16 protein-coding genes and 1 pseudogene are annotated in these 19,225 nt (G+C 66.1%); 7 read left to right on the top strand and 10 right to left on the bottom strand.

Going from position 1 to position 19,225, the window contains the following annotated elements:
* Positions 1–43 precede the first annotated feature (43 nt).
* The gene (locus ACNFBT_RS09055) at positions 44–2,137 is read right to left on the bottom strand and encodes a molybdopterin oxidoreductase family protein (protein ID WP_416748521.1); all 2,094 of its coding nucleotides are present in this window, start codon (positions 2,135–2,137) and stop codon (positions 44–46) included.
* Between the two features lie 315 nt (positions 2,138–2,452).
* Between ACNFBT_RS09055 and argF the strand changes: the two genes are divergently transcribed.
* Both argF and ACNFBT_RS09045 read left to right on the top strand, forming a co-directional pair.
* Complete coding sequence (gene argF / locus ACNFBT_RS09050) at positions 2,453–3,370, top strand: ornithine carbamoyltransferase (RefSeq protein WP_416748519.1); 918 nt, start codon at positions 2,453–2,455, stop codon at positions 3,368–3,370.
* A gap of 133 nt (positions 3,371–3,503) precedes the next feature.
* The gene (locus ACNFBT_RS09045) at positions 3,504–4,589 is read left to right on the top strand and encodes an ABC transporter ATP-binding protein (protein WP_416748517.1); all 1,086 of its coding nucleotides are present in this window, start codon (positions 3,504–3,506) and stop codon (positions 4,587–4,589) included.
* Positions 4,590–4,592: 3 nt separating this feature from the next.
* On the opposite strand, the gene ACNFBT_RS09040 is transcribed toward ACNFBT_RS09045, so the two are convergent.
* Positions 4,593–5,375: a PhzF family phenazine biosynthesis protein gene (locus ACNFBT_RS09040; RefSeq protein WP_416748515.1), complete on the bottom strand. Its 783-nt coding sequence runs from the start codon at positions 5,373–5,375 to the stop codon at positions 4,593–4,595.
* 93 nt (positions 5,376–5,468) lie between these two features.
* On the bottom strand, positions 5,469–5,939 hold the full coding sequence (gene ybaK / locus ACNFBT_RS09035; protein ID WP_416749441.1) for a Cys-tRNA(Pro) deacylase: 471 nt from the start codon (positions 5,937–5,939) through the stop codon (positions 5,469–5,471).
* Between the two features lie 173 nt (positions 5,940–6,112).
* Here ybaK and glpK point away from each other — a divergent pair, with 173 nt between their 5' ends.
* The 3 genes from glpK (at position 6,113) to glpD (ending at position 10,306) form a co-directional block, all read left to right on the top strand.
* Positions 6,113–7,627, top strand: a complete 1,515-nt coding sequence (glpK, locus tag ACNFBT_RS09030) for a glycerol kinase GlpK (protein ID WP_416748513.1) — start codon at positions 6,113–6,115, stop codon at positions 7,625–7,627.
* Between the two features lie 228 nt (positions 7,628–7,855).
* The gene (locus ACNFBT_RS09025) at positions 7,856–8,611 is read left to right on the top strand and encodes a DeoR/GlpR family transcriptional regulator (RefSeq protein WP_416748511.1); all 756 of its coding nucleotides are present in this window, start codon (positions 7,856–7,858) and stop codon (positions 8,609–8,611) included.
* A 153-nt stretch (positions 8,612–8,764) separates the two neighbouring features.
* A complete protein-coding gene (glpD, locus tag ACNFBT_RS09020) occupies positions 8,765–10,306 on the top strand; it encodes a glycerol-3-phosphate dehydrogenase (protein ID WP_416748509.1) in 1,542 nt (513 codons plus the stop codon).
* Between the two features lie 24 nt (positions 10,307–10,330).
* Here glpD and ACNFBT_RS09015 read toward each other — a convergent pair whose 3' ends face one another.
* The 5 genes and pseudogenes from ACNFBT_RS09015 to glnH all read right to left on the bottom strand — a co-directional run bounded on the left by ACNFBT_RS09015 (position 10,331) and on the right by glnH (position 14,433).
* A complete protein-coding gene (locus tag ACNFBT_RS09015; RefSeq protein WP_416748507.1) occupies positions 10,331–11,233 on the bottom strand; it encodes a MurR/RpiR family transcriptional regulator in 903 nt (300 codons plus the stop codon).
* Complete coding sequence (locus ACNFBT_RS09010) at positions 11,230–12,288, bottom strand: C45 family autoproteolytic acyltransferase/hydolase (RefSeq protein WP_416748505.1); 1,059 nt, start codon at positions 12,286–12,288, stop codon at positions 11,230–11,232. Before ACNFBT_RS09010 ends, ACNFBT_RS09015 begins: the two co-directional genes overlap by 4 nt.
* A gap of 9 nt (positions 12,289–12,297) precedes the next feature.
* Positions 12,298–13,020, bottom strand: a complete 723-nt coding sequence (gene glnQ / locus ACNFBT_RS09005; protein WP_416748503.1) for a glutamine ABC transporter ATP-binding protein GlnQ — start codon at positions 13,018–13,020, stop codon at positions 12,298–12,300.
* On the bottom strand, positions 13,017–13,673 hold the full coding sequence (gene glnP / locus ACNFBT_RS09000; RefSeq protein ID WP_416748501.1) for a glutamine ABC transporter permease GlnP: 657 nt from the start codon (positions 13,671–13,673) through the stop codon (positions 13,017–13,019). Before glnP ends, glnQ begins: the two co-directional genes overlap by 4 nt.
* Before the next feature lie 17 nt (positions 13,674–13,690).
* Positions 13,691–14,433, bottom strand: a pseudogene (gene glnH, locus ACNFBT_RS08995) (glutamine ABC transporter substrate-binding protein GlnH).
* A 356-nt stretch (positions 14,434–14,789) separates the two neighbouring features.
* On the opposite strand from glnH, the gene ACNFBT_RS08990 reads away from it, so the two are divergent.
* Positions 14,790–16,118 (top strand): aspartate aminotransferase family protein, encoded by a 1,329-nt coding sequence (locus ACNFBT_RS08990; RefSeq protein ID WP_416748499.1) that lies wholly within the window; start codon positions 14,790–14,792, stop codon positions 16,116–16,118.
* Between the two features lie 10 nt (positions 16,119–16,128).
* Positions 16,129–16,692, top strand: a complete 564-nt coding sequence (locus ACNFBT_RS08985) for a carboxymuconolactone decarboxylase family protein (protein WP_416748497.1) — start codon at positions 16,129–16,131, stop codon at positions 16,690–16,692.
* Between the two features lie 6 nt (positions 16,693–16,698).
* Here ACNFBT_RS08985 and ACNFBT_RS08980 read toward each other — a convergent pair whose 3' ends face one another.
* Together ACNFBT_RS08980 and ACNFBT_RS08975 are read right to left on the bottom strand one after the other, a co-directional pair.
* A complete protein-coding gene (locus ACNFBT_RS08980; RefSeq protein WP_416748495.1) occupies positions 16,699–17,784 on the bottom strand; it encodes a PAS domain-containing protein in 1,086 nt (361 codons plus the stop codon).
* A 447-nt stretch (positions 17,785–18,231) separates the two neighbouring features.
* A complete protein-coding gene (locus tag ACNFBT_RS08975) occupies positions 18,232–19,191 on the bottom strand; it encodes a PDR/VanB family oxidoreductase (RefSeq protein ID WP_416748493.1) in 960 nt (319 codons plus the stop codon).
* Between the last annotated feature and the right edge of the window lie 34 nt (positions 19,192–19,225).

Below are 19,225 nucleotides of genomic sequence, written 5' to 3'. Positions count from 1 at the left end.
CCGAGCACTACGCTCGGCTTTGCAGGGGCACTGCGACAGCCTGTCAGGCCGCCTCGACCTCGACCGGCACACCGTTCAGCGCGGTGTTGCCGGAGAGCGCATCCAGATGGCGCTCGTCGGTCAGGTCATTGGCGCTGGCCCCGCCCTGCTCGCGGGCAATGGACAGGTGCACGCCCGGGCGCCCATGCCCCCAGCCGTGGGGCAGGCTGACCACGCCGGCCATCACCTCGTCGCTGGCCGCCACCTCGATCTCGATGCTGCCGACCCGCGAGCGCACCCGCACCTTCTGCCCGTCCACCAGCCCGCGCGACGCCAGATCCTGAGGGTGCATGAGCAACTGGTGGCGCGGCTTGCCCTTCACCAGGCGGTGGTAGTTGTGCATCCAGGAGTTGTTGCTGCGCACGTGGCGGCGGCCAATCAGCAGCAACTGGTCCGCCGCCGGCGCCTGGGTGTCGGCGAAGCGGCGCAGGTCGTTCAGCAGGATCTCCGGCGCGGCTTCGACCTGGCGGCTGGCGGTCTTCAGGCGCGCCGCGAGGTTGGGCCGCAGTGGGCCGAGGTCCAGTCCGTGGCGATGCTCGCGCAGCCGGGCGAGGTTGAGCTTGTGCTCGGAGGCATCGCCATAGGGGCCGAAGCGTAGGCCCATCTCGATCATCTGCTCGGGCGCCACGGTCGGTTTGAGTTCGCTGCCCGTGCGCGCGGCGTAGGCCTTGGCGAGGCCGACGAAGATCTCCCAGTCGTGCAGCGCACCCTGCGGCCTGGGCAGTACCGCTTCGTTGAAGCGCGTGACGTTGCGCACCGCGAAGATATTGAAGGTGGTGTCGTAGTGATCGTGCTCCAGCGGCGCGGTGGGTGGCAGGATCAGGTCAGCGTAGCGGGTGGTCTCGTTGATGTAGAGATCGATGCTGAGCATGAACTCCAGGCCGTCCAGCGCCTGCTCCAGGCGCCGGCCGTTGGGCGTGGACAGCACCGGGTTGCCGGCCACCGTCACCAGCGCGCGGACCTGCCCGTCGCCTTCGGTGAGCATCTCCTCGGCCAGCGCCGCCACCGGCAGCTCGCCGCCATACTCCGGCAGGCCGGACACGCGGCTTTGCCAACGGTTGAAGGCGCCGCCGGAGGTGCTCGCCACCAGGTCCACCGCCGGCGTGGTGCACAGCGTGCCACCGACCCGGTCGAGGTTGCCGGTGAGCAGGTTGATCAGTTGCACCAGCCACTGGCAGAGGCTGCCGAATACCTGGGTGGAAACGCCCATACGGCCGTAGCAGACAGCCTTGTCGGCGGCGGCGAAGTCCCGCGCCAGCTGGCGAATGTCATCGGCCGGCACTCCGCAACGGGCGGCCATGGCTTCGACCTTGAACGGCGCCAGCGCTTCACGCACCGCATCCAGGCCGTTCGCCGGCAGATGAGTCTCACGGGTCAGCCCTTCGCTGAACAGCGTGTCGAGGATGCCCAGCAGCAGCGCCGCGTCCTCGCCGGGGCGGACGAACAGGTGCTGGTCCGCCAGAGCCGCCGTTTCAGTACGGCGCGGGTCAACCACCACCAGCTTGCCGCCGCGCGCTTTCAGCGCTTTCAGGCGTTTTTCCACATCCGGTACGGTCATGATGCTGCCGTTGGAGGCCAGCGGGTTGCCGCCGAGGATCAGCATGAAGTCGGTATGGTCAATGTCCGGAATCGGGATCAGCAGGCCGTGGCCGAACATCTGCTGGCTGACCAGGTGGTGCGGCAGCTGGTCCACCGACGTGGCCGAGTAGCGGTTGCGGGTTTTCAGCTGGCCGAGGAAGTAGTTGCTGTGGGTCATCAGCCCATAGTTGTGCACGCTGGGATTGCCCTGGTACACGGCGACGGCGTCGTTGCCGTGGCGCTCCCGGATATCCGCCAGCCGTGAGGCGACGAGTTCGAAAGCCTCGTCCCAGCCGATCGGCTGCCATTCGCTGCCGACCCGCCGAACCGGCTGGCGCAGGCGGTCGGGATCATTCTGGATGTCCTGCAGCGCCACGGCCTTGGGGCAGACATGGCCACGGCTGAAGCTGTCCTGCGCATCGCCCTTGATCGAGAGGATGCGCTCGTCCTCGGTCTCGATGGTCAGGCCGCAGATGGCCTCGCAGAGGTGGCACGCACGGTGGTGGAGGGTCTTGCTCATGGCTCGCCTCATTGTTGTTGTCGCCGGCCGCTCGTGGCGCCGGTCGTGGGGTCGCAGAGCACTATGGAACGTGCTCCCGATAAGCACCACCAGCTTCTGTCGGGTGAATCCCCCGGCATCAGGAACGACCATGGAGAAGCCCCGGCCGCCGGGGCCTCCGGGCGAAACTTGCGTATATCCGTCATTTCCTTATAGGATCGCGCCTTCCCCCATTTCCCGCTCCATGCGGTCCCGCCGCAGGTTCAGCCCGTTTTTTCTCACGAAATCCGGTCGGTTCCTCGGCCCGATTCTGAGAATAAGTAGTAGGTACGAACCATGAGCGCACGTCACTTCCTCTCGATGCTGGATTACACGACCGAAGAACTGCTCGGTCTGATCCGCCGCGCCACCGAGCTGAAGGACCTGCGTAACCGAGGCGTGCTCTACGAACCGCTGAAGAACCGCGTGCTGGGCATGATCTTCGAGAAAGCCTCGACCCGTACGCGGATTTCCTTCGAAGCCGGCATGATCCAGCTCGGCGGCCAGGCCATCTTCCTCTCCCCGCGTGATACCCAGCTGGGCCGTGGCGAGCCGATCGCCGACGCCGCGCGGGTGATGTCGCGGATGGTCGATGCGGTGATGATCCGCACCTTCGCCCACAGCAACCTGATCGAATTCTCGGAAAACTCCCGCGTACCGGTGATCAACGGCCTGTCGGACGACCTGCACCCCTGCCAGCTGCTGGCCGACATGCAGACCTTCCACGAGCACCGCGGCAGCATCGCCGGCAAGACCGTGGCCTGGATCGGCGACGGCAACAACATGTGCAACAGCTACATCGAGGCGGCCATCCGCTTCGACTTCCAGCTGCGCGTGGCCTGCCCGGAAGGCTATGAGCCCAACGCCGCCCTGCTGGAGCTGGCGGGCGAGCGCGTGACCATCACCCGCGACCCGCGCGAAGCGGTGGCCGGCGCGCACCTGGTAAGCACCGACGTCTGGGCCTCCATGGGCCAGGAAGACGAAGCAGCCGCGCGCCTGCGCCTGTTCCAGCCATATCAGGTAACACGTGCGCTGCTCGATGGCGCGGCGGCGGATGTACTATTCATGCACTGCCTGCCGGCCCACCGTGGCGAAGAGATCAGCGAAGACCTGCTGGACGACGCGCGCTCCGTGGCCTGGGATCAGGCGGAAAACCGTCTCCACGCCCAGAAAGCGCTGCTCGAACTGCTGGTCGAGCACGCCCACTACGCCTGAGAACCTGTCCATCCTCTGCCCGTGCTTGCCCGGGCAGCGTTGGAAGCAGGAGCCGGCGTAGACTGCGCTACTTTTCCTGCTTCCGCCCGGCCTGAACTGTGCTCGGCGAAATGCCGAACAGGTTCCAAGCCCGATGTCCCAACCGCTGCTGCTCACCCTCGATAACCTTTCCTGCGGCTATGAACAGCAACGCGTGGTGCAAGGGGTCAGCCTGCACCTGAACGCCGGCGACATCGGCTGCCTGCTCGGCCCCTCGGGCTGCGGCAAGACCACCACGCTGCGCGCCATTGCCGGCTTCGAACCGGTGCAGGGCGGGCACATCGAACTGGCCGGCGAAGTCATCTCCCGCCCCGGCTTCACCCTGTCGCCGGAGAAGCGCCGGATCGGCATGGTGTTCCAGGACTACGCGCTGTTCCCGCACCTGTCAGTGGTGGACAACATCGCCTTTGGCATCCGCAAGCACCCCGAGCGCGAGCGCATCGTCGACGAGCTGTTGGAGTTGGTGAAACTCGGCGGCCTCGGCCAGCGCTTCCCCCACGAGCTCTCCGGCGGCCAGCAGCAACGCGTGGCCCTGGCCCGCGCGCTGGCTCCGCAACCGCAACTGCTGCTGCTCGACGAACCCTTCTCCAACCTCGACGTGGAGCTGCGCCGCCAGCTCAGCCATGAGGTGCGCGACATCCTCAAGGCACGCGGCACCAGCGCCATCCTGGTCACCCACGACCAGGAGGAAGCCTTCGCCGTCAGCGACCATGTGGGCGTGTTCCGCCAAGGCCGGCTGGAGCAGTGGGATACCCCGTTCAATCTCTATCACGAACCGCAGACGCCCTTCGTGGCCAGCTTCATCGGCCAGGGTTACTTCATTCGCGGCCAGATGCACGGGGCCGACGCGGTGCAGACCGAACTGGGCGTGCTGCGCGGCAACCGCGCCTACAGCCTGCCCGATGGCAGCGCGGTGGATGTCCTGCTGCGCCCGGACGACCTGGTGCCGGCCGCCGACGGCGCGCTCAAGGCGCGGATCGTCGGCAAGTCATTCCTCGGCGCCGCTACCCTCTACCGCCTGCAGCTGCCCACCGGCACCCAGCTGGAATCGATCTTCCCCAGCCATGCCGATCACCGGCCCGGTGACGAGGTAGGCATCAGCGTCGCCGCCGAGCACCTGGTGCTGTTCCCTGCCCTGGGCAGCGTGGAAGCGCAGCAGGTCCTCAGCCGCCAACGCTGATAATCAGATGACGATCCGGCCGCTGGCAATAAGCCGCGAGTGGCCGGCGATGCGCACCCGATCCCCCTCAAGACTGCACCACAGCTCGCCGCCACGCGCCGAACACTGGTAGGCGTGCATCTGCCGCTTGTTCAGACGCTGCGACCAGTAGGGAATCAGGCTGCAATGGGCGGCGCCGGTCACCGGGTCTTCGTTGAGGCCGATGGCCGGGGCGAAGAAGCGCGAGACGAAGTCATGGTCTTCGCCACGCGCGGTGACGATCACACCCAGATACGGCATGCGCGCCAGCGCCGCGAAGTCGGGCGAGCAACTGCGTACCGCGTACTCCGACTCCAGCAGGACCAGCAGGTGTGCCTGGGTATTCAGGGCATCCACCACCGGCAGGCCCAGCGCCTGTTCCAGCTCCACCGTGCTGCCCGCCTCCCGCGGCGGCTGGGCGGGGAAATCCAGGGCCAACCGGCCTCCCTCGCGGAACACCCGCAACGGCCCGGATTGTGAATTGAACTCCAGGGACTGGCCCGGCTCGCCGAACACCTCGAACAGCACATGGGCGCTCGCCAGGGTGGCATGGCCGCAGAGCGGCACCTCGGCGGTGGGGGTGAACCAGCGGATGCGCCAGCCGTCGGCCTCATGCACCAGGAACGCGGTTTCGGACAGGTTGTGCTCGGCGGCGATCTTCTGCATCAGCTCGTCGGCCAGCCAGGCATCCAGGCGGTAGACCATCGCCGGGTTGCCGGCGAAGGGGCGGTCGGTAAAGGCATCGACCTGATGGAAGTCGAGTTGCATGGCAGTCTCCTGAAAAATGATGCCCGAGCATGACAGAAGCCGGCGAACAGCGAACCGTACAGAAGGGACCAGTCAGTCGTCTGCTTCGACCGATCAGCTTCGACCGATCGGTGCGAACTTCGCGGACGTCAGCGCGGCCAGCGTCTCGGCACTCAGTTCCACTTCCAGTCCTCGGCGACCGGCGCTGACGTGGATGGTCGGGAAGCCCTGGGCGGATTCGTCGATAAAGGTGCGCAGGCGCTTCTTCTGCCCCAGCGGGCTGATGCCGCCCACCAGGTAGCCCGTGGCGCGCTGGGCGGCGTTGGGGTCGGCCATGTCGGCCTTCTTCACCCCGGCGGCATGGGCCAGCGCCTTGAGGTCCAGGGTGCCCACCACCGGTACCACCGCCACCAGCAGCTCGCCCTTTTCGCTGGCGGCGAGCAGGGTCTTGAACACCCGCGCCGGGTCGAGGTTGAGCTTCTCGGCGGCCTCCAGCCCATAGGACGGCGCCTTGGGGTCGTGCTCGTAGCTCAGCACCTGGTGTTCGGCGCGGTTCTTCTTCAGCAGGTCGATGGCGGGGGTCATGATCGGGCGGGCTTCTCGCAAGCGGCTTTCCAGCGCATAACAGTAAGCCAAGGTGTGGCGCGCTGCACGGAGTTCGCTTCACCGACGGGGATGAATCCCGTATGTTCTGCGCCATTCTCCTCTCGGCTCCCGCAGCCGGGATCGCCGAACGGAATCCGCACAAGGCCGCCACCATGACCGACCTGAAGAACAAGAAATACGTCGTTGCCCTCGACCAGGGCACCACCAGTTCCCGCGCCATCATCTTCGACCATGACGCCAACGTGGTCAGCGTGGCCCAACGCGAGTTCGCGCAGATCTACCCGCAGCCGGGCTGGGTCGAGCACGACCCCATGGAAATCTGGGCGACCCAGAGCTCGACCCTGGTCGAAGCCCTCGCCCAGGCCAACATCAGCGTTGCCGAAGTGGCGGCCATCGGCATCACCAACCAGCGCGAGACCACCCTGGTGTGGGACAAGAACACGGGCCGGCCGATCCACAACGCCATCGTCTGGCAGTGCCGGCGCAGCGCGGCGATCTGCGAACAGCTCAAGCGCGACGGCCTGGAACAGCACATCCGCGACACCACCGGGCTGGTCATCGACCCCTACTTCTCCGGCACCAAACTCAAGTGGATCCTCGACAACGTCGAGGGTGCCCGCGAACGCGCACAGCGCGGCGAGCTGCTGTTCGGCACCGTGGACAGCTGGCTGATCTGGAAGCTCACCGAGGGCGAGGTACACGTCACCGACTACACCAACGCCTCGCGGACCCTGCTGTTCGATATCCACAGGCTTGACTGGGACGAGCGCCTGCTCAACGCCCTGGACATCCCCCGCGCCATGCTGCCGCAGGTGCGCGCCTCCTCCGAAATCTACGGTCACTGCAAGGTCGGTGGCCTGGGCGTGCACCACACGCCGATCGCCGGGATCGCCGGCGACCAGCAGGCCGCGCTGTTCGGCCAGATGTGCGTGGAGCCGGGTCAGGCGAAGAACACCTACGGCACCGGCTGCTTCCTGCTGATGAACACCGGAGCCAAAGCGGTGAAGTCCACCCACGGCCTGCTCACCACCATAGCCTGCGGGCCGCGTGGCGAAGTGGCCTACGCGCTGGAGGGCGCGGTGTTCAACGGCGGCTCCACCGTGCAGTGGCTGCGCGACGAGCTGAAAGTGATCGGCGATGCCCGCGATTCGGAATACTTCGCCACCAAGGTGAAGGACAGCAATGGCGTGTACCTGGTGCCCGCCTTCACCGGCCTCGGCGCGCCCTACTGGGACCCGTACGCCCGTGGCGCGCTGTTCGGCCTGACCCGCGGGGTGAAGGCCGACCACCTGATCCGCGCCACCCTCGAATCCATCGCCTACCAGACCCGCGACGTACTCGACGCCATGCAGCAGGACGCCGGCGAGCCGCTGCGCGCCCTGCGCGTGGACGGCGGCGCGGTGGCCAACAACTTCCTCATGCAGTTCCAGGCCGACATCCTCGGCACCCCGGTGGAGCGCCCGCAGATGCGCGAGACCACCGCCCTCGGAGCCGCCGTGCTGGCGGGCCTGGCCTGCGGATTCTGGGGGAGCCTGGCGGAGCTGAAGAACAAGGCGGTGATCGAGCGGGTGTTCCAGCCTGCGTGTGACGAAGCCGAGCGCGCGCGCCTGTATGCAGGGTGGAAGAAGGCGGTCGAACGTACCCGTGGATGGGCAGCTGAAGACTGAAAGTAAGGTGCCATTTCCGCCCTCACCCCAGCCCTCTCCCGGAGGGAAAGGGAGCCGTACCGAGGAGCCGGCTAACACCGCTCTCCCCTGCAACTCAGGACAGTCCCCTCTCCCTCTGGGAGAGGGTTAGGGTGAGGGAAAACCGCACGCACCGAACTCACCCGGCATGACAGCGGCGCCCTACTCCGGCATCCTTGCCCCTTCGGCCCGTCCTAACGAGCACCGCGCATGAACCTGCCACCCCGACAGCAAAGCATCCTCGACCTGGTCCGCGAGCGCGGCTACCTGAGCATCGAGGAGCTCGCCCAGCAGTTCGCCGTCACCCCGCAGACCATCCGCCGCGACATCAACCAACTCGCCGAACAGAGCCTGCTGCGCCGCTACCACGGCGGCGCCGCCTGGGACTCCAGCGTCGAGAACACCGCCTACAACACCCGAGCCGACCAGATGCGCGACGAAAAGCAGCGCATCGCCGAAGCCATCGCCGCGCACATCCCGGACAACGCCTCGCTGTTCATCAACATCGGCACCACCACCGAGGCCATCGCCCGCGCCCTGCTCGGCCACAACCACCTGAAGATCATCACCAACAACCTGCACGTGGCCAGCATCCTGGCCGGCAAGGACGACTTCGAAGTGCTGGTCGCTGGCGGCACCGTGCGCAGCGACGGCGGCGTGGTCGGCCAGGCGGCGGTGGACTTCATCGAGCAGTTCCGCGTCGACTTCGCCGTGGTCGGCATCAGTGGCATCGACGAAGACGGCAGCCTGCTGGACTTCGACTACCAGGAAGTGCGCGTCTCCCGCGCCATCATCGACAACGCCCGGCAGGTATTCCTCGCCGCCGACTCCAGCAAGTTCGGACGCAACGCCATGGTGCGCCTGGGGCCGATCGCCCTGGTCAACCGTGTGTTCACTGACAGCCCGCCCCCCGCCGCCGTGGCCCGCCTGCTGACGCAGCACAAGGTCCAGCTCGAACTGGTCTGAGCCGGCGCCTTTCATCCCGAACGTTCAATTTCGAAGAAACTGACGAACGCCTACGCGAATTCGCGCTTTTGGCTGGTCATGTTTCGTTCATCGATCTAAGATATTTTCGAAAACGAACATAATTGCGTTCACTTCCAATACCGAGGCGTCCCCATGAACCCACCCCATTCGCGCCACGCGCCCCTGGCCGAAGTCTATGACCTGGCCGTCGTCGGCGGCGGCATCAATGGCGTGGGCATCGCGGCGGACGCGGCCGGGCGCGGCCTGTCGGTGTTCCTCTGCGAACAGCATGACCTCGCCAGCCACACCTCCTCCGCCAGCAGCAAGCTGATCCACGGTGGCCTGCGTTACCTCGAACACCACGAATTCCGCTTGGTGCGCGAAGCCCTGGCCGAACGCGAAGTCCTGCTGGCCAAGGCGCCACACATCGTCCACCCGCTGCGCTTCGTCCTGCCGCACCGCCCGCACCTGCGCCCGGCCTGGATGATCCGCGCCGGACTGTTCCTCTACGACCACCTCGGCAAGCGCGAAAAGCTGCCCGGCTCGCGCGGCCTGCGCTTTGGTCCGGAGAGCCCGCTGAAAGCCGAAATCAGCCGCGGCTTCGAATACTCCGACTGCTCGGTGGACGACGCCCGCCTGGTCGTGCTCAACGCCATGAGCGCCCGCGAGCACGGCGCGCATATTCATCCGCGCACCCGTTGCGTCAGTGCGCGGCGCAGCAAGGGGCTGTGGCATCTGCACCTGGAGCGCAAGGACGGCAGCCTCTACTCGGTCCGCGCCCGCTGCCTGGTCAATGCCGCAGGCCCGTGGGTCGACCGCTTCCTGCGCGAGGAACTGCGCCAGAAGCCGCCCTACGGCATCCGCCTGATCCAGGGCAGCCACCTGATAGTGCCGCGCCTGTACGACGGCGATCACGCCTACATCCTGCAGAACGAGGACCGTCGCATCGTCTTCGCCATTCCCTACCTGCAGCGCTTCACCCTGATCGGCACCACCGATCGCGAGTACCACGGCGATCCGGCGCAGATCCGCATCAGCGAGGAAGAAACCGATTACCTGCTGAACGTGGTCAATGCCCACTTCAAGCGCCAACTCGGCCGCGAGGACATCCTGCGCAGCTTCTCCGGCGTACGTCCGCTGTGTGACGACGAGTCCGACGATCCGTCCGCCGTCACCCGCGACTACACCCTGGCACTGGACAACACCCCCGGCGAAGCTCCGCTGCTCTCGGTGTTCGGCGGCAAGCTGACCACCTACCGCAAGCTCGCCGAAGCCGCGTTGGAACAACTGGCGCCCTACTTCGCGGGCGTCATGGGCCCGCGCTGGACCGCCGCCGCCCCGCTGCCCGGCGGCGAAGCGCTGACCAGCGTTGAAGACCTCGCCGTGCAATTGATGGAGCAGCTGCGCCAGCTCGACCCAGCCCTTGCCCGGCGCTGGGCCAGCACCTACGGTAGCCGCGTGTGGAAGCTGCTGGGCGGCGCCGCCAACCTCAGCGAACTGGGCGAACACCTGGGTGGCGGGCTCTACGCCCGCGAAGTGGAATACCTGTGCCGCGAGGAGTGGGCGCGCGAAGCCGACGACATTATCTGGCGGCGCACCAAGCTCGGCCTGTTCCTCACCGCCCGGCAACAGGAACGGCTGGAGCAGTTCCTGCACAGTGAACGTCCGCTGGAGCCGAGCACGCAGGTGGCCTGAACGCCGCCCTGAGTCGGCACGGCATCAAAGCGAGGCGTTGAGCTCGCTGATCAGTTCTTCGCGCTGCCGCAGCGACTCCAGCGCGCTTTCTCCCAACCGCCCCGCCACTTCGCTGAGCAGGCCCTGCGCCAGCAGCATGAAGGCGCACATGCTGTTGCTATAGAACAGGCTGTGGTTCGGCACGTAGAAACTGTGGCGCGCCACCCGCGCCAGCGGCGAGCTGGACGAATCGGTCAGGGCCACCACCTCGATGCCATGACGCACCGCGACTTCCGCCGTGGCCAGTACGCTGGGCGTGTAAGGGAAGCAGCTGGCGACCACCAGCACGTCACCGACATCCAGCTGCGCCAGCGCGTCCGCGACGCCCTGGCGGCTGGCGTCCAGCGCCGCCACGTCCTGGCGCAACATGCCCAGGCCGTAGGACATGAACAGCGCCAGCGAGGTGAACTGCCGCATACCGTGGATGCGCACGCGGCGGGCGCTGGCGAGCAGCGCCACCACGCGGGCGAAGACTTCCGGCTCGACCTGCTCGATCATCCCGGCGATGTTGGTGCTTTCCTGTCGGCCCAGGCGGGTCAGGCGCGACAGCGTGGTGTCCGCCGGGGTCAGCAGTAGGCGCGAGGCCTGGTCGCTGTAGAAACTCTTGCCTTCAGTCAGTTCACGGCGGAACACGTCCTGGAACTTGCTGAAGCCGCCGTAGCCCAGGCGCTGGGCCAGGCGCGACAACGTCGAGGCGTTCACCCCGAGTTGTTCGGCCAGTTCGCTGATGGAAGACACCGCGGTGCGCTGCGGCGCCTCGATCAGCGCCGCCAGCACCCGCCGCGAGCTGCCGCCCAGGGAGATATCCGTCTCGCCCCGCTCGATAGCCTCCAGCAGCTGCTTGAGGGCTCCCAGGTTATCGGGCAATGCGGCGGGCGCTTGGGTCATCGTGCAGGTCCGTTGGCAGAATGAGGGCGGATACTGCCGGCAGCTTCGACGTGCTGGACGTCCGGCTGGCAGTAGACGCGCCATTCTACCGAGTTCGCCCCGATGCGAAATACGGCGGTGGCCAGGGTATTTTCCTCGTCCGGATCGTCCTCCGCGCGACGGTAGATCGGCAGCTCGGCATCGGCACCGTCGCGCAGGATCGACAGCGCACGCGCCTCATCGAGCGTCCCGCCGGCATCGCCGAGCAAGACATCGACGCGCCGCTGGCGACTGCCGGAGCTGCCGGTGATGCGCTGGCCGAAGGCATCCAGCCCGGCGTCCAGCAGATGGTTGGAGTGTCCGCCGGGGCGGCGCACCTCGCGCACCATGACGCCGGATGAGCAGGCTTCGACGCTTAGCAGACAAGCCGAGCCGACCTGCCCGAGGGCATGGTGGAAGGCACCGGCGCGGCCCGCTCGGGACAACACCGCGACGGCCTCATCCAGGCTCGCGCAATCCAGTACCGCACGAGCCAGCACCTGGCGCGGCAGGCCGGCCGGAATGCGGGTCGGACGGATATTGTTCACCGTGCTGACCAGCCCGGCGGCATTCACCGCGAAGGTGTGGCCGGGAATGGAGCCGGGATAGACGAAGCTGGTGAAGGCCATACCCTGTTCCGGCGCGGCCTGCAGCAAGCCACAGGCGCCATCGAGGGACGGCAGGCCGTCCTCGTTGTGGGCGATCAGCCAGCCCTCGGCGGACGGGCCGAACACCGTGGTGCAGCCGTCCACGCTCTGCGAGCGGACGAAATCGCCCCGGCAGTTCCACAGGAAGACTTCTTCGACCGGCAACGCCAGACCGTCGGCCAGGCCGCGGATCTCCTCCCAGATGCGCGGGAAGTCCGCCTCGACCTGCGCCTGCATGGCCTTCGCCACGCTGGAGCCGGCCAGGTTCGCCAGGCTCTGCCACAACGGCAGCGGGCGCAGGCGCTGGTGCACCGCGTCGCGGCCGAAGCGACCCAGGCCCAGGCCGATGTCATAGGGGCTGCCGCCCAGGTTCAGGGTTTGCAGGATCATCGACGCACCTCAGGCGACATGTTGCAGGAACTCGCGCAGGCGCGGGCTGGTGGGATTGCCGATCAGGCTGGCGGGGTCGCCATCCTCGGTGATCCGCCCCTTGTCGATGAAGATCAGCCGCGAGGCGACCTTGCGGGCGAAGTCGATCTCGTGGGTGACGATGACCATGGTCATGCCCTCCTCCGCCAGGTCCTTCATCACCTGCAGCACCTCGTGGCGCAGCTCCGGGTCGAGCGCCGAGGTGGGCTCATCGAACAGCATCAGCTTGGGCTTCACCGCCAGGGCGCGGGCGATTGCCACGCGCTGCTGCTGGCCGCCGGAGAGCTCCGACGGGTAATGCCCGGCCCGCTCGGACAGACCAACCTTGGCCAGCAACGTACGCGCCAGCGCCTCGGCATCGGCCTTCTTGGCTCCGCGTACGCGGACCGGTCCAAAGGCGACGTTCTCCAGCGCGGTCATCTGCGGGAACAGATGGAACTGCTGGAACACCATCCCCGCCTCCTGGCGGATCAGGCGCTCGTCCACTTTCGGATCGTTGACCTCCATTCCGTCGACGAACAGTTCGCCGCCGGTGATCACTTCGAGCTTGTTGATGCAGCGCAGCAAGGTGGACTTGCCGGACCCGGACGGGCCGATGATGACCACCACCTCGCCGTTGCCGATCTTCAGGTTGATGTCGTGGAGCACTTCGGTCTGACCGAAGTGCTTGGAGACCTTCTTGAACTCGATCATAGGATCTTCAGCCTCGATTCCATGCGCCGCAGCACGTAGCTCAGTACCAGGGTGATGATCAGGTAGATCACCGCCACCGCCGACCAGATTTCCATCGCGCGGAAGTTGCCCGCGATCACTTCCTGGCCCTGGCGGGTCAGTTCGGCGACGCCGATGACGATGAACAGTGAGGTGTCCTTGATGCTGACGATCCACTGGTTGCCCAGCGCCGGGATCATCCGTCGGAAGGCCAGTGGAGCGATCACGTAGCGCAACGTGTCGCGCCCGGACAGCCCCAGTGCCAGCCCCGCCTCGCGGAAGCCCTTGTTCACCGAGAGCAGCGCGCCGCGGGTGATCTCGGCGATGTACGCCCCGGAGTTGATCATGATGGTGACCACCGCCGCGCTGAACGGATCGATGCGCACCGGGATCATCAGCGGCAGGGCGAAGTAGATGAACATCACCTGGACCATGATCGGCGTGCCACGGATCAGCTCGACGAAGACAAGCGCCAGGCGGCTACCGAAGAAGCCGCCGTAGGCTCGGCCGACGCCGGCCACCAGGCCGATCACCGCGCCGCCGATCAGGCCGAGAATGGATATCCACAGGGTCAGCCGGGCGCCTTCGAGCAGCACCGGCAATGCGTCCCAGATGGCGGACCATTGGAAATGCATGGATGACTACCTCCGCCTTACTTCGGGTCGGTGCCGAACCACTTGCGATAGATCTGCGTGTAGGTGCCGTTCTCGCGCAGCTTCTTCAGCGCGGCGTTCACCGGTTCACGCAGCTCGCTGCCCTTGGGGAAGCCGATTCCGTACTGCTGGGCCATCATCTGCTCGCCCACGGCCTTCACCTGCCCGTCGCCGGCGGTCTTGATGTAGTAGAGGACATTGGGGGTGTCGTGCATGGCGGCGTCGACGCGACCGGTGCGCAGTTCCAGGTAGGCGTTGTCGACGTTGGGGAACTGACGCAGGTCGCCGGCCTTGAGGTTGGCCTTGGCGTAGTCCGCCGCCGAGGTGCCGCTCTTCACCGCCAGGCTCTTGCCGGCGATGTCGGCCGAACTCTTGATGCTGTCGTTGTCGGCCTTGACCATCAGCAGGAAGCCGCTGTCGTAGTAGCCGTCGGAGAAATCGATGACCTGCTTGCGGTCTTCCTTGATGGTGATGCCGGCCAGGGCAGCGTCAACGTTGCGGGTCTGCAGCGCGGGGATGATGCCGTTGAAGTCCATCGGCTTGAGCTGGTAGGTCACGCCCATTTCCTTGGCGATGGCCTCCAGAGGTCGATGTCGAAGCCGACGTACTTGTCGCCCTGCTTGAACTCGAAGGGTACGAAGGCGGTGTCGGTGGCGATCAGCAGTTCCTTGTCGGCGGCCATCGAATGACTGGCGGCGATCAGGGACAGCGCGGCGAACGAGGCTTGAAGCAGCTTTTTCATGCAGGACTTCCTCTTGCGGGTCAGCGGGATGCGCCGTGCCCTGGGGCCGGCGCGTATTAGCGGCAGTTCGATGCAACGGACCAGGGCCCGGACTTTATTGTTTTGAGCGGCTAACCCACTTTCTGGGCTGCATGCACTTGAGTGCTTTTATGCAAAATAAACATGCAAATTAAATCATTGCAAGCATTTTCCGCCGGCATGCGAATCGACCAAAACAACCTAAACCGCCAATTTCATACGTATTAACGCTGAAATAGCGGGCTCCAGCGCGCATAGCTCATCCTCCAAATGCGCAATAAAAATTTGCCAATCGCAAAAATGCATTTAATATTTGCGCAAACTCCCTGGAGGTCACCATGAGCCACGTCCTGCACCGCAGCCTCACTCAGTCCTACCCCACGGCCGTACGCGGCGATGGCGCCTACCTGATCGACAGCGAGGGCCGCCGCTACCTCGACGCCAGCGGTGGCGCAGCGGTGTCCTGCCTGGGGCACAGCGATGCCGAGGTGATCGACGCGGTGCGCCGGCAGATCGGCACCCTGGCCTACGCCCATACCTCCTTTTTCACCAGCCAGCCGATGGAAGAGCTGGCCGACTTCCTGATCGCCCGCGCCCCCGCCGGGATGCGCTCGGTGTACTTCGTATCGGGTGGTTCCGAAGCGGTGGAAGCGGCACTCAAGCTGGCCCGCCAATACTTCGTGGAGATCGGCCAGCCAGAGCGCACGCACCTGATCGCGCGGCGCCAGAGCTACCACGGCAACACCCTCGGCGCCCTTGCCACCGGCGGCAACGCCTGGCGGCGCCAGCAGTTCCAGCCGCTGCTGATCGACGTCAGCCACGTCAGCCCGTGCTATGCCTATCGCGGCCAGGCCGAAGGCGAAACGCCAGAAGCCTACGGCGAACGCCTGGCCCAAGAGCTGGAAACGGAAATCCTCAACCTGGGCCCGGAAAAGGTCATGGCCTTCGTCGCCGAGCCGGTGGTGGGCGCTACCCTGGGCGCTGTGACCGCTGTGCCGGGCTACTTCAAGCGCGTGCGGGAAATCTGCGACCGCTACGGCGTGCTGCTGATCCTCGATGAAGTGATGTGCGGCATGGGGCGTACCGGCAGCCTGTTCGCCGCCGAGCAGGAAGGCATCAGCGCCGACCTGATCACCATCGCCAAGGGCCTGGGCGCCGGCTACCAGCCGATTGGCGCGACCCTGGTCAGCCAGCGCATCCACGACGCCATTGCCCAGGGTTCGGGCTTCTTCCAGCACGGCCACACCTACATCGGCCACGCCACAGCCTGCGCGGCCGCCCTGGCGGTGCAGAAGACCATCGAACAGCGCGATCTCCTGCCGCGCGTGCGCGACCTCGGCGAGAAACTGCAGCAACGCCTGCGCAGTGCGCTGGGCGAGCATCCGAACATCGGCGAAATCCGTGGTCGCGGGTTGTTCCAGGGACTGGAGCTGGTGGCCGACCGCGCCAGCAAGATGCCCTTCCCCGCCGAGGCGAAACTGCATGCGAGGGTCAAGAAAGCCGCCATGCAGGAGGGTCTGATGTGCTATCCCATGGGCGGCACGCTCGACGGTCGCAGTGGCGACCATATCCTTCTGGCCCCGCCCTTCATCCTCGAAGAGGCGCAGCTGGACGAACTGGTCGAGAAGCTGCAGCGCGCCATCGTAAAAGCCGTCGGCAGCCTCTGAGGGACTGAACATGAAGATCGATTCGCGCCTCACCCCGCTCACCGACGCGAACATGGACGATGAACAACGCCGCGTGCTCCAGGATATTCTCAGCGGCCCACGCGGCAACCTCGACGGCCCATTTCTGGCCTGGGTGCACAGCCCGGGACTGGCGGACAACGCGCAGAAACTCGGCGCCTTCTGTCGCTACGGCACACGCCTGGAGCTACGTCTGAGCGAACTGGCGATCCTGGTCACCGCCGCCTGGTGGCAATCCCAGGCGGAATGGCAGATCCATGAACCCATCGCGCGCCAGACGGGCATCAGCGACGAGGTGATCGAAGCCCTGCGCACCAACCGGGCGCCGGTTTTCGAACGGGACGACGAGCGCCTGATCCATCGCCTGGGCCGCTCGCTGTACGAGACCCGACGTATCGACCCAAGCTTGTACGAGGAAGCGACGGCCTGCTTCGGCGAGGCAGGCCTGGTAGAGCTGGTGGGGATCTTCGGTTACTACGCGCTGGTCGCCATGACGCTCAACGCCTTCGCCGTGCGGCGCGGCAGCGAGACGCCGCTGCCGTTCAACGAACCCTGAGGTTCGTCAGGCGCGCTCGGCCAGGCTGGCTTCCAGCTCCGCGATACGCGCCTGCAGGCGTTCACGTTCGGCGCGCTCGGCGCTGATGTCTTCGAACACGCTGATCAGGTGGTCGGGCAGGCCGTCCTGGCGGCGGCGCTGCAGCGAGGTGCGCACGCGCACCCACACATAGGCACCGTCACGCCGACGCACGCGTTTTTCCACCACGTAGCGGTCGAAGTGGCCGGCCAGCAACTGGCGCAGCAGCTCGAGGTTCTTGCCCAGGTCCTCCGGGTGGGTGAGTTCCTGGAAGGTCATGGCGTACAGCTCCAGCGGGCTGTAGCCGAGCAGTTCGCAGAGGCTGCCGTTGACCCGCTGCCAGCCGCCGTCCAGACCGATGTAGGCCAGCGCGCCCCAGGTCAGCTCGAAGATCGCGCGGAAGCGTTCCTCGCTGTTGCGCAACGCTTCCTCGGTGATCATCCGCGCGGTGTTGTCCATGCTGATGCCGACCATTTTCACTGGCCGCCCCACGGAGTCCTGCACCACGGTGGCGCGGGAGGCGATCCAGCGCAGCGAGCCGTCGGGCTGGAAGATACGGAAGTCGCACTCGCAGGTGCCGCCCTCGGCGATGCCGCGGTCGTACATGGCCTGCATGGCGGCGACGTCCTCCGGCGGAAGGTGGCGCCAGAAGTCCTGGTTGGAGGTGACCGGCCAGCCGTAGACGACTTCGACGTTGGGCGAGTAGGTCACTTCGTCGCTGATCAGGTTCCATTCCCAGGTGACGATGCGCGCACCTTCCTGGGCGAGCTTCATGCGGGCTTCGCTTTCCATGATCTCGGCGGTGTAGCGACGACGCAGGTCGGTCATCGGCAGCTCGATCGGCTCGGCCTGCTGCACGTCGCGCAGGGCTTCCTCGCCGTAGCGCAGCCAGATCCAGTTGACCTTGAGGAAGTCCGCCAGCTTGCGCAGGTTGTCGTAGTCGATCTCGCCGCCCTTGGTCCACTTGTGCACCGCGGTGCGCGAAATGCCCAGGGCTGTGCCCACCGCCTGCAGGGTCAGCTTGTGGAGTTCGAGCAGTTCCTTGAGCCGGAAGGCGAAGCTGTTTTCCTGCATGGAAGGCATGGTCCCTGAAGGTCGTCGAGGACCGCAGTATACACAGCTGTAAACTGATGGATAACAGATGCGTGGTGGTTGCGGATGGAAGGGGAAGGACCTCTCGCAGGAGCGGATCTTATCCGCGATCCAGCCGCAAGGCCGGCCACAACGACCGTCCCGGCTTTGCCGGGATTTCGCGGAGAAGCTCCGCCCCTACCGGATGGCTCTGCGCCCCGGATCAACCCTCACCCTAGCCCTCTCCCAGGGGGAGAGGGAACCGTTCGGTGAAGGATGCAACCACAGCGTCAGCCGGCACAATCTGCTCCCTCTCCCCGGGGAGAGGGCTGGGGTGAGGGGGAAACACAGGCACGGACTTTCGGGAAAAGACAGTCGCTCCTGCGAAAGCATCGCGTGCCTTAGAGCATCGGCGTACAACCGCGAACGGTTGTACGCCCTACGCACAGGTCAGAGATCGATCACCAGCCGCTCGCCACGCGCACGCGAGACGCACAGCATCATGGTCTGCTGCGAGGCTTTTTCATCGTCGGAGAGGTACTGGTCGAAATGCTCGACCTCGCCTTCGAGGATTGCCGTCTCGCAGGTGCCACAGACACCCTCGCGGCACAGGCATTCCACCTTGGCGGCCTTCACGTTCTCGATGGCCTGGATGATGGTCATGCCCTCCTCCACCCGCAGTTCGCGGCCGGAGCGGCCCAGCACCAGGGTGAAGGCGCCGCCGCTGGCCGGGGCCGCGGCGAATTGTTCGAAGTGCACGCGCGCGTCGGCGATGCCGGCCTTTTTCGCGCCGTCGATCACCGCGTCGATCAGCGGCTTGGGACCGCAGACATAGACGTGGGCGTCGTCGGCCAGCGAGGCGAACAGCCCGGCGAGGTCCAGGCGGCGCTCCAGGCTGTCGATGTAGAAGCGCACGCTCTGCGCATGCGGGCCGTCGGCCAGGTCGCCCTGGAAGGCGCCGTGCTCCGGGCTGCGGAAGGCGTAGTGCAGTTCGTAGGGCACCGCGCCGCCTTCCAGCTCATGCAGCTGGGAGAGGAACGGGGTGATGCCGATACCACCGGCGATCAGTACGTGGCGTCCGGCCTTGGGGTCCAGGCCGAACAGGTTGTTCGGGGTGGAAATGGTCAGCTCGCTGCCGACTTCCACCTGCTGGTGCATGAAGGCCGAGCCACCCTTGGACTGTTCTTCCAGGCGCACGCCGATCTGGTAGTGGCTCAGGTCGCGCGGGTCGCTCATCAGCGAGTAGGCGTTGCTCAGGCCCTCGGTCATCTTCACGATCACGTGGCTGCCGCCGGTGAAGGCCGGCATCGGCTGGCCATCGGCGCGCGCCAGGGTGAAGCGCTTGATCTGCGGGGTCGCCTGTTCTACCGCGGTCACCCGCACGCTGAACATCTCGTATGTGTTGGCCATCATTCACCTCAATTGCGACACGGGGCGGCGGCCT

The sequence above is a fragment of the Pseudomonas sp. NY15181 genome, assembly GCF_048068055.1.
GTDB lineage: Bacteria > Pseudomonadota > Gammaproteobacteria > Pseudomonadales > Pseudomonadaceae > Pseudomonas.
This window is presented reverse-complemented; position numbering and strand designations above follow the sequence as displayed.

Coding starts and splice junctions, on each gene's coding strand:
- glpK (WP_416748513.1), top strand. CDS start 6,113: ATGACCGACCTGAAGAACAAGAAATACGTCGTTGCCCTCGACCAGGGC.
- ACNFBT_RS08990 (WP_416748499.1), top strand. CDS start 14,790: ATGAGCCACGTCCTGCACCGCAGCCTCACTCAGTCCTACCCCACGGCC.
- ACNFBT_RS08985 (WP_416748497.1), top strand. CDS start 16,129: ATGAAGATCGATTCGCGCCTCACCCCGCTCACCGACGCGAACATGGAC.
- ACNFBT_RS09045 (WP_416748517.1), top strand. CDS start 3,504: ATGTCCCAACCGCTGCTGCTCACCCTCGATAACCTTTCCTGCGGCTAT.
- ybaK (WP_416749441.1), bottom strand. CDS start 5,939: ATGACCCCCGCCATCGACCTGCTGAAGAAGAACCGCGCCGAACACCAG.
- ACNFBT_RS09015 (WP_416748507.1), bottom strand. CDS start 11,233: ATGACCCAAGCGCCCGCCGCATTGCCCGATAACCTGGGAGCCCTCAAG.
- ACNFBT_RS09040 (WP_416748515.1), bottom strand. CDS start 5,375: ATGCAACTCGACTTCCATCAGGTCGATGCCTTTACCGACCGCCCCTTC.
- ACNFBT_RS08980 (WP_416748495.1), bottom strand. CDS start 17,784: ATGCAGGAAAACAGCTTCGCCTTCCGGCTCAAGGAACTGCTCGAACTC.
- argF (WP_416748519.1), top strand. CDS start 2,453: ATGAGCGCACGTCACTTCCTCTCGATGCTGGATTACACGACCGAAGAA.
- ACNFBT_RS09010 (WP_416748505.1), bottom strand. CDS start 12,288: ATGATCCTGCAAACCCTGAACCTGGGCGGCAGCCCCTATGACATCGGC.
- glnP (WP_416748501.1), bottom strand. CDS start 13,673: ATGCATTTCCAATGGTCCGCCATCTGGGACGCATTGCCGGTGCTGCTC.
- glnQ (WP_416748503.1), bottom strand. CDS start 13,020: ATGATCGAGTTCAAGAAGGTCTCCAAGCACTTCGGTCAGACCGAAGTG.
- ACNFBT_RS09025 (WP_416748511.1), top strand. CDS start 7,856: ATGAACCTGCCACCCCGACAGCAAAGCATCCTCGACCTGGTCCGCGAG.
- glpD (WP_416748509.1), top strand. CDS start 8,765: ATGAACCCACCCCATTCGCGCCACGCGCCCCTGGCCGAAGTCTATGAC.
- ACNFBT_RS08975 (WP_416748493.1), bottom strand. CDS start 19,191: ATGGCCAACACATACGAGATGTTCAGCGTGCGGGTGACCGCGGTAGAA.
- ACNFBT_RS09055 (WP_416748521.1), bottom strand. CDS start 2,137: ATGAGCAAGACCCTCCACCACCGTGCGTGCCACCTCTGCGAGGCCATC.